This is a genomic window from Streptomyces sp. NPDC054794, from assembly GCF_053611585.1.
Genome location: NZ_JBSHAQ010000116.1, coordinates 1 through 9,180 on the forward strand (window position 1 = coordinate 1; position 9,180 = coordinate 9,180).

At 69.1% G+C, this 9,180-nt stretch carries 7 protein-coding genes and 1 pseudogene; 4 read left to right on the forward strand and 4 right to left on the reverse strand.

Features of this window, described 5'->3' with window-relative positions; translation table 11 throughout:
• Positions 1–180 precede the first annotated feature (180 nt).
• Together ACWGKT_RS47895 and ACWGKT_RS47900 are read left to right on the forward strand one after the other, a co-directional pair.
• On the forward strand, positions 181–702 hold the full coding sequence (locus ACWGKT_RS47895; RefSeq protein ID WP_453278726.1) for a GNAT family N-acetyltransferase: 522 nt from the start codon (positions 181–183) through the stop codon (positions 700–702).
• Between the two features lie 320 nt (positions 703–1,022).
• Positions 1,023–1,973 (forward strand): NAD(P)-dependent alcohol dehydrogenase, encoded by a 951-nt coding sequence (locus ACWGKT_RS47900; RefSeq protein WP_453278727.1) that lies wholly within the window; start codon positions 1,023–1,025, stop codon positions 1,971–1,973.
• A 569-nt stretch (positions 1,974–2,542) separates the two neighbouring features.
• Here ACWGKT_RS47900 and ACWGKT_RS47905 read toward each other — a convergent pair.
• From ACWGKT_RS47905 to ACWGKT_RS47915, 3 genes and pseudogenes are all read right to left on the reverse strand, one after another.
• Entirely contained in the window at positions 2,543–3,193 is a 651-nt protein-coding gene (locus ACWGKT_RS47905) for a recombinase family protein (RefSeq protein ID WP_453278732.1), read from the reverse strand.
• Positions 3,194–3,223: 30 nt separating this feature from the next.
• A pseudogene (locus tag ACWGKT_RS47910) lies at positions 3,224–3,331 on the reverse strand (zinc finger domain-containing protein); the annotation flags it as partial.
• Positions 3,332–3,729: 398 nt separating this feature from the next.
• A complete protein-coding gene (locus ACWGKT_RS47915; RefSeq protein ID WP_453278728.1) occupies positions 3,730–5,667 on the reverse strand; it encodes an AfsR/SARP family transcriptional regulator in 1,938 nt (645 codons plus the stop codon).
• A gap of 112 nt (positions 5,668–5,779) precedes the next feature.
• Here ACWGKT_RS47915 and ACWGKT_RS47920 point away from each other — a divergent pair, with 112 nt between their 5' ends.
• Together ACWGKT_RS47920 and ACWGKT_RS47925 are read left to right on the forward strand one after the other, a co-directional pair.
• On the forward strand, positions 5,780–6,658 hold the full coding sequence (locus tag ACWGKT_RS47920; RefSeq protein ID WP_453278729.1) for an alpha/beta fold hydrolase: 879 nt from the start codon (positions 5,780–5,782) through the stop codon (positions 6,656–6,658).
• A gap of 263 nt (positions 6,659–6,921) precedes the next feature.
• Positions 6,922–7,722 carry an NACHT domain-containing protein gene (locus ACWGKT_RS47925; RefSeq protein ID WP_453278730.1) on the forward strand — a complete coding sequence of 267 codons (801 nt, stop codon included), beginning with the start codon at positions 6,922–6,924 and terminating at the stop codon, positions 7,720–7,722.
• A 26-nt stretch (positions 7,723–7,748) separates the two neighbouring features.
• Here ACWGKT_RS47925 and ACWGKT_RS47930 read toward each other — a convergent pair whose 3' ends face one another.
• Entirely contained in the window at positions 7,749–8,600 is an 852-nt protein-coding gene (locus tag ACWGKT_RS47930; RefSeq protein WP_453278731.1) for a hypothetical protein, read from the reverse strand.
• Positions 8,601–9,180 lie beyond the last annotated feature (580 nt).

Consider the following 9,180-nt stretch of genomic DNA (forward strand, 5'->3'; position numbering starts at 1 on the left):
TCAACGTCTTGTGGGCCCTGTTGCGCGACGGACGGTGCTACCAACTCACACCACCCGTGAGCGAGGCGGCTTGACAACTTCATTGGGAGTCGTAGTGTTCCCGAGGCCGCGGCTGATGCTGAGCAGCAACTGGCCAACTTGCCCTGGCGATGGTGGGTTGGCCCGGACAGCGACGCCGGCGTGGCAGAGGCATTGCGGGAACGCGGCTACAGCCGCAACGGCAGCATGCCAATCATGGCAGTCCGACTCGACCAACTATCTGCACCGCCTCCGCCCGCCAGCCTCATCATCGAACGCGTCGATGGACCGGACGGTGTGACGGACTACGTCGATGCCTACGCGTCATCTTTCGGAGTCGGCCACACACTTCAGACCTTGGTAGTAGACGCTGAATCCAACCTCCGCACCGACCTCGGCCGCCTAATCCGCTTGGTCGGGCGGATTGACGGTCGCGCGGTGGCTACATCGGCCGTGCTGATGAGCAACGGTGTTGCAGGTGTCTACTGGGTCGGGACACATCCCACGTACCGTGGGCGGGGCATAGGCGCGGCGCTCACGGCGGCCGCAATGGTCATTGGGCGCCAGCATGGAGCACTCGTCTGCACTCTGCAGGCCAGTGACCTGGGCGCGCCGGTCTACCAGCGGCTGGGATTCACACAGGTGAGCGAAGTCGTGCTCTATTCGCCGCCATCGGGACTGTGACCAAAACTGCGCCCGGAGGTGGCAGTGGGGCCTGGTCCGGCTTTTTAAGAAGCCGCAACTCAACCGATCATGGAACGGGCGGATCGAACAGGTTTCCCGCCGGGGTGATCTTCCCGTTGTGTGTGCATTAAGGCAGGGCCTCTCGGTGGCTCGGGGATGCGAATCTCAGGGCGAGCAAGTCGTAGGTCACCGCAGCAGTATGACGCGGGCGGGGCCGGCGAGGGCGGGTCTGCCAGACCTAGTAAGAGAGGAACGACCGTGATGTCGCGTCCGGGGTCCAGCATCGGAGGCACCACTGTCGGTCACGGAAGGACAGCGGCATGAAGGCCGTTCAGATCATGAGTTACGGTGCGGCGGACGTCCTGCTTGTCAACGAGGTCGACCGTCCCGCTCCCGGTGCGGGCGAGGTGCTGGTGTCGGTCGAGGCGACCAGCGTGAACGGCCACGATGTGATCTTCCGCGCGGGAGAGTTGAAGATGGTGTCGGGACGTCGGTTCCCGATCGGTACGGGGCTGGACTTCGCGGGCACCGTCGTCGAGACCGGCGCCGACGTCCAGGGCTACCGGGCCGGGGACAGGGTGTGGGGCATGGTGCACCCCCGGCAGCGGCACGTCACCGCGGGGGCGGCCGAGTACGTCACGGTGGCAGCGAACCGTATCTCGCATGCTCCGGCGGGCCTCTCGTCGGTCGACGCTGCCTCCCTGGTCGTGGCGGGCGCCACGGCGCTGATCGCGCTGCGTGACAGCGTGCACGTCGCTGGCGGGGAACGGGTCCTGGTGCGGGGCGCGGCCGGCGGAGTCGGCACCGCCGCCGTGCAACTGGCACACGCGATGGGCGGCCATGTCACCGCGCTGGCCCGCGACCGCCATGCAGAACTTCTCACCGGACTCGGTGCCGACGAGGTCCTCGACTACCGCTCCACCACCTCGGACCGAATCGGCCCGTTCGACGTCATCGTCGACACCGTCGGCGCGGAACTGCACCGCTACCGGAGCCGGTTGGCAAAGGGCGGCCGGATGGTCACCGTCGCACTGTCCCTGTCTGCCCTGGCCGCGATCGCCGCGTCGAGCGCGCACGGTTCCCGCCGCGTCCGCACCTTCAGCGCCAACCCCGGCAGCGCTTTGCTGGGCGACGTGGCCGACCACGTCACCTCGGGTGTACTGCGTCCGGTGGTCGACAGCGTGTACCCGCTCGCGGACATCGCCGCGGCGCACGAGGCGTTCGAGCGCGGTGGCGTCGTGGGCAAGCACGTGGTCACGGTGTCCGCATGACTCCGTCGTTCTCGCGGGACTCGTGAGGACCAGACCGGGGTCGACGTCTTGGCCTTGGACCTGCACCCCCGGGTGTGCGTAGTTGAGGTACGGAATCCCGGTGAGATTGATCTTGCTGCGATTCCACTACTCCTGCCAGGGCTCAGGCGTGCTGGCTCGGGTGCGTTCTCGCCTACTTCGGGTTCGGGCCAGCGGCCGAAGGGTCCGTGTTCTCCGAGTCTGGTGGCGCCGAGGACGCCGGGGCCCTTCCTACGGTGGGGCGGCGGGGATCACTGGTCGTCTCCGTTCCGGGCCTGCGCGAGCAGCTGGGCCACAGGTCGTTGGTGCCGTCCTGAGCCTGGCGGGTGAGGTCGTCCAGCACGGTGTCGCCGTCGAGGACCTGGGCAGTGTGCCGTTCCAGCAGCTCCGGGTCAGTGCCGCTGCCGGGGCCGGTGATGCGGGCACGGACCGGGCGGCGGGGCCCGATGACCTGCGCGTCGTCCGGTGAGGCGGCTTCCCGGCCTCAGCAAGCGCCCGGTACAGCGAGGCGACCGAGGGATGGCGTCCCGCGTTCTTGCCCGTCTTGATCGTCAGTTTCTTCGCGATGTCAGGGACGGGGACGCCTTGTTCTTCAGTGCGACGGCGAAGGTCAGCATGTCGCCGTCGATGACCTTGGGACGTCCGCCGTGGTTGCCCTTGGCTACGGCGGTCTGTTGGCCCTCCAGGGTCTTCTCCCGGAGGTAATTGCGGTCGAGCTGGGCGGCGACGGCGAGCACGGCGAAGAACGTCGCGCCCATGCCGTTGGCGTCGTAGATGCCGGTGAGCGGGCCGGTGAGGAGTTCGAGCTGAACGCCGGCGTCCTGGAGCTGGCCGGAGAGGCTCATCAACTCGGCGGCGTTGCGGGCCAGACGCTTGAGCTCGTGAACGGTGAGGATGACCTCTTGGTCGGGGGCGGCCTCCTTGATGTCGTACGCGAGCTTGAGAGCCTTCTCCAGCGCGGGCCGGGTCCTGACGCGAGTAGCGATCTTCTCGGAGAAGATCCGATTGCAGATCGGTTCGAGCGCGGCGAGCTGTGAGGCGAGTTCCTGCTGGGCGGTCGAGCAGCGGGCGTAGCCGATCCGGATCGGCTTGGCCGCCGCGGCGGCCGTCAGTGCCTCGACGGGCGGGGCCGCCTTCCACGGCCGCCCCGGGCCGCGGTCTTCCGGCACGATCACCTCCAGCTCCTCGCGGAGCGCGGGCACGAGGATGAAGCGGGCGGTGTGGTATTTCGTTGCGCACTTCCCGCTCCGGGCGCGGCAGGCGCTGCCCGCCGGAGCCTCACATTTCGGACAGTCATTTCGTTCTACTGCGATTGCGGCTTGATCGGGCGTCAGATCCACCCGCGCAGCCTGTCAGAACTGTCTCGCACAACATGCCGTTTTGAGAGGGGTTCTGCGAATGGCGACCTGCGGATTCGTGAGCGGTTCCGGGGTGTTCGCAGAACTCTCGCAACTGGTCATTTATGCGAATCGCCGAGCGTCACGCTTGTCACCAAGGAGTTGCAGACAGCCCGCTGGCCCCCTGATGTGGTTGAAGCAGGGACCACCAGGGCTGTCGCCCAGATTGCCACAGCGCCCTGCGCGAACGTCTACGGGCAGTGGATCATCACGCGTGGCGTCGAGACCGTCGCCGACTGCCTGGCGTCGGCGACGGATGCCCCTGAACGTCATGGCGACCTGATTCCGCCGGGGCCGTGGGGTGAGCGCGGACGGGCTCGGCGTTCGCGGATTGCGGTCGCTTACCCCGCTCCGACGCATGCCTCCGCCTCTGCCAGGTACCGCGCCACCGGGCCCAGGGTCAGCATTCCGCTGGCGGCGCCGGCGTGTTCTGCACAGGCATCACGCAGGGCAGCCGCAGCGTGCGCGGCGATTCCGCGCTCGCCGAGGCGTACGGCGGCGCGGGCGGTCAGGCACCACATGGCCTCCTGCATGTGGTCACGCGGTGGTTCGGGCACCGCAGCGAGGGCGGTACGGGCCTGCTCGCCCCGGTCCTGGGCGAGCAGCACGAGGGGTCGCGTCCAGGGCCTGTACGGGCCCCAGTCGAGGTGCGGGTCGGTGGGTGCGGGCCGGTCGTGCAGCAGGCGCAGTCCCAGTAGGGCGAGCGGGAACAGGCCGCGGTGCAGCCCCGGCATTCCGGCCGTCCGGAGGGCGTCCTCGGCAGCGCGGTAGTGCGCTGCCGCCGTGGCGGCGGTCGGTCCGCCGGGTTCGGCGCTGCGGGCGGCCGTGGCCCGGGCCCTGAACCACCCGGTGAGGACGGAGACGAGGGACGCCTCGGTGGTGGCGGCGAGCTGGTCGACTGCATGGGCGTGCGAGGTCGCGGCGTCGAGGTCGCCGAGGGCCGAGGCGGATTGCAGGCGGACGAGTCGGCCGAGTACGGCGAAGTTCGGCAACTCGTGCCGGGTGGACAAGTCGAGGATCTCGGCGCCGGTCCTGTCCCGTGCCGCCGCGAGCCCGGGGCTGCTGAAGGACTGCAGGAACACCCCGTTGAGGGCGAAGGCCAGCAGGGCGGGATCGGCCAGCTCCCGTGCCAGCTCCTCGGCCTGACGCGCCGCCTGCTGCGCGTGCTTCAGCTCGGTCCCGGACAGATCGGCGCTGCGGCTCTCGACGGCGACCGTGGCCAGGAGGCGGGCGCGCAGGTCGGCGGGGCCGTCGGGGCCGAGCCCGGTGAGCGTGCGCTCGGCAGCCGCGACGACGGCGCGGGACTGCTCGGGGTCATCAGCCCGGCTCCAGATGGCGGGCACGTCGTAGGCGCCGATGATCCGGGCGGTCAGGGAGAGGTCTCCCGTGCGTTCCGCCGCCTGGATGGCGGCGAGGCGGTCGCGCCGCGAGCGGACGAGGGCCTCGCCACCCGCCAGTGCGAGGGTGCGGGCCAGATCCACGGTGGTGCGCGGGCCGAGCCGGACACCATGGCCGGTCCACTCGGTACGTGCTCCTTCTGGGAGCGAGGACCCGTTGAGGATGTCCGTCTCCAGGCGCTGAAGGCCGGCACCGGGGTCGAGTCCGAGTTGGTCAACGAGCATCGCGCGGGCGCGGCGGAGGGTGGCCAGCGCGTCGGCCTGGCGGCCCGCGCGGTACAGCGCGCGGGCAAGCAGCTCCCAGGCCGGCTCGCGCCACGGGTGTTCGGCGACATGCGCACCCAGTTCGGGGACGAGATCTGCCCCTTCCCCGGAGTCGAGGAGGATGCGGGCGCGCAGTTCCACCCCCTCCAACCTCAATTCCTCCAGCCGGGTCCGCTCGCGCTGCGCCCATGCGGAGCCGGTCACATCGGCGTAGGCGGGTCCGCGCCAGGCCGCGAGTGCCGCGCCGAGGTCGGTCACCGCGGCGGGGTTGCGGCGGGCTCGGGCCACGGTGTCCTGGAACCGATGGACGTCCACGTCCTCGCGCGGCAGGCGCAGCGCGTAGCCGGGACCTTCGGTGACGATGACGCGCGGCGGATTGCGGGGCGGTCGGTCGGGTTCGAGGGCGCGGCGCAGCGCGGCGACGAACGTACGCAAAGCACCAACGGCGCGGGCAGGCGGATCGGTCCACAGGTCACTGACAAGGGTGTCGGTGGTGACCATCCGTCCCTCGGCGGCGACGAGCCGGGCGAGTACCTCACGATGGCGGGGTCCGCCCAGGTCAACCGGGCTGCCGTCGTCGCGGAGGGCACGCACCACACCGAGCACGTCGATTCGCATGCCCCCATCCTCCGTGCCAGGGGCCGGCTGCGCCCAACCGCACTGATCGGCTGCTGATCGCCGTCGCCCAAGCTGATCCGGTCAAGTCCCCGACCCGAAAGGGTGGTCCCTCATGACGCTCACCATTCCCGGCTTCGATCACATCCGCCTGCCCGGTGCGAACGGTGTGGAGCTGGCTGCAGCTGTCGGCGGCAGCGGCAGCCCGGTCGTGCTGTTGCACGGCTTTCCCCAGACCCACCTGATGTGGCGACACGTCGCCGAGCGGCTCGCCGACGAGCACACGGTGATCTGTCCTGACCTGCGGGGTTACGGCGCCAGCGACAAGCCCGCGGCCACCGGCCCCGATGTGTACGCCAAGCGCACCATGGCCGCCGACGTCGTGACCCTGGCGGCGGCGCTCGGCCACGAGCGCTTTGCCCTCGTCGGACACGACCGAGGCGCCCTGGTCGCCTTCCGGGCGGGGTTGGACCACCCTGAGACCATCACGCACCTGGGCATCCTCGACATCGTGCCGACGCTCGACATGTGGAACGTCCTGCACGGCGCCTCCGCGGCGGTCGGCTACCACCTCTTCCTGATGGCGCAGCCGCCAGGCCTGCCGGAGGCGATGATCGCAGGCAGCGCGGACGCGTTCTTCGGCTCGTTCCTCGACGCCTGGGCCAACGACCCGACCACCATGCCCGAGGATGTACGTGCCGAATACCAGCGCGCGAGCGCCGCGGCAGTGACGTCGATCGTCGCGGACTACCGGGCCTCGGCGGGCATCGACGTCATGCACGACCAGGCGGACCTGGACGCCGGGTCGCAGCTGGCCATGCCCGTGACGGTCGTCCAGCAGGACTGGGGCGCGCAGCTCGGCTACGACGCTGCCGGCGTGTGGAAGGCATGGGCACCGGACCTGGACCACCGGCTGACCCACGCCGGGCACTTCATGGCCGAAGAGGCACCCGACGAGATCGCGGCCGCGATCCGGGGCCTGCTGGCCCGCTGAGCCTCCTGCTCTCGACTCGTCGGCTGGGCCACGGCCGATCGGCGAGCGCCAGGTTTTCGGCGATCAGCATTCTTTTCTTGCGCTGGGTACCCAGGCGGTGCCGCCCGGCCTACACGGGGTACAACGAACGGCCTGACGTCTCGGGTGCGCCGGCGGTAGCCCTCATGAATTACGGCGCTCAACTTACGACCCTCAGGAGATACGGCGAGGCTATCGATGCCCTGCAGGCGGCTCTGGCGGTTCTGTCCCAGACCAGTCGGAGCGTGGAACCTCTCGCACTGATGTGCCTCGCTGAAGCACTGCAGGGTGTTGGTCGACACCCCGAAGCCATCAACTCCCTCCAAAAGGTTTGGTTGGGCGCTGTGGTGCTCACGGCGACCGTGCTCCTCGTGGCGCTGCGTCAGGGGGACTTCAGCGACACGTCAAGGCTGACGGCGGTATTGAGTTTCGGGCTGTCCGTCGTCGGACTGGCTATCGACCTCTGGCGTGGCAGCTCCACGAGCGAGCCCGGCGCCGTTGCTCTTTCGCAGGAGCGGCTGGCACAGCTGGCTGAGCGATTGGCTGCGGCCGTGCAGGACCAGTGGGAGGAGGAGTGGCGGCTGCGCCGACTGCAGGATCCGTCTCCGCTCCCGGTGCAGTGGTCGCCTGCCGAGGCGTGGCTCACCGATGATCCGGACACCATCGGACCGGCGCCGGAACCGGGTGAGCGACTCGCGAGCGTCTCGGCCGTTCTCGAGGCCGTACCTTCACGACGATTGGTGGTGCTGGGCGCCCCGGGCAGCGGCAAGACCGTCCTGGCTGTCCGCTTCATTCTGGACCGGCTGGCCCACCGTGCCTCGGGGGATCCCGTACCGGTGCTCTTCTCTTTGTCCAGCTGGCAGCCAGACCGGGAACGGCTGCGGGACTGGATGGCAGCCCAGCTGTGCGCCACCTACCCCGGGGCCCCCTGGGCCCAGGAGCTGCTCAAGGCCGGGCTCGTGCTGCTGGTTCTCGACGGGCTCGATGAGTGCTGGGCCACGCTTGCCGACGAGAACTGGTCCGACTACGTGTCCTCACTGACGTGACTGGCCTGTGCCGACAGCCTGCCCGTTCACGGGCGCGGATCCTCTTGCGTAGCGTCGGCCTCCGGAGTCGTGTTGTTTTCCCCGCGGAGTTCCTCCGCGACTTCGTACGCCCGATCCGGGTCGTAGACCGTCACCGTCTTGGCCGGTGAATACAGCGCCATGGTCCGGGGCGTGTGCTGGTAGCTGCGGACGCCGTGGCGGACAGCCAGCTCGTCGACCGCGCCGACGGGCACGTGCCACAGGGCAGCCAGGTGTGATCGCGTCCACCATTCATCCGGGCATGCGAAGTTCCGGTCCACCTTCGCCAGGTACTCCACCGCTACACCAGCCGAACCGAGTTGGCTGGTCAACCAGGCGAGCAGTGCCTCTGCGTCGACCTGGGACATCGGGGCCTGAAACCCCGGCTCGCACTGCACCGTCCCGCCACGCGTGTGCAACACCACTTGGAGCGACTTTCGTTGGCCCAGTCTGAGCCCTTCGACAACGACGATGCGTTGCAGATCAGCCGCAGCGACGATCGACGAACGCAGGGAGCGCGCGATCACGAGTTGTTTCGCATTCCCCTGAGGGCGGAACTCGATCCACCGCACCATCGTGGCCGACACCGTGAACATCAAGGCCAGGGAGAGCCCGATCACGGCCAGGGCGGCCAGCCCGAGACCGACCCAGACGATGGCCCACAGCAACCCGGACTCCGTGAGCACGGCGATCACCAGCATCGGCAGCAGCAGGGGGGCCGCGACCCACAGCGGGACCATGACGCTCCCGCCGAGCGTGACACCGAACTCTCGGACTCGACTTGGCACGAACACCAGCCGACCACCCGCTACCGTCGCCGACACAACTCCCGCCAGCGGGTTCGTGCTTCGAGTGGCCACGGGACAAATATAGGTATCAGTCGAGACATGCGTAAGAGGTCTGAACAGCACGGCAGTTCCACGTCCGCGAGGGCCCCCTTTTCACCGCTCGCCGCGGGCGCCGATCGTCTTCCTCTACTTGCAAGATCCCCGACTGTCAAGCTACGGCCTGTTTCAGCTGTCTGCTCCCGGCGGCGGCGCTCCTGCTCCCGGTGTCCGCGTTCGTCGGCTTCGGCCTGCTGGTGGACGAGCCACATGGCGCCGTGGGTGAGGCAGTGAAAGTGCTGCAGTGCACGAGATCGGGGGGCCTCGATAAACGCCGAAGGCCCCACCACAACAGGTCAGAACGTTGCGCAGCCGATGCGTGACCCGCCGCGCACCAAGGCGGCCCCTCGGACTGCCAGAGCATGACGACGAGACCGTCTCCGCGCGTGGAGAGCAGACATCTCCCTCATGGCCATGCCACCCGCTTCACCGCAGAGGGCAGCGTGCCGATGCGATCCGCTGGCCGACACGTACAACGCCCCGTCCCCGCATAAGAGTGGGGCGGGGCGCCGTGATGTTGCGCTGGTCAGTCGACAGTCACCGACCACGACCCGCG

Bases quoted from the DNA above. Each gene is read 5' to 3' on its own strand.
- ACWGKT_RS47900 (WP_453278727.1), top strand. From the start codon at position 1,023: ATGAAGGCCGTTCAGATCATGAGTTACGGTGCGGCGGACGTCCTGCTT.
- ACWGKT_RS47920 (WP_453278729.1), top strand. From the start codon at position 5,780: ATGACGCTCACCATTCCCGGCTTCGATCACATCCGCCTGCCCGGTGCG.
- ACWGKT_RS47915 (WP_453278728.1), bottom strand. From the start codon at position 5,667: ATGCGAATCGACGTGCTCGGTGTGGTGCGTGCCCTCCGCGACGACGGC.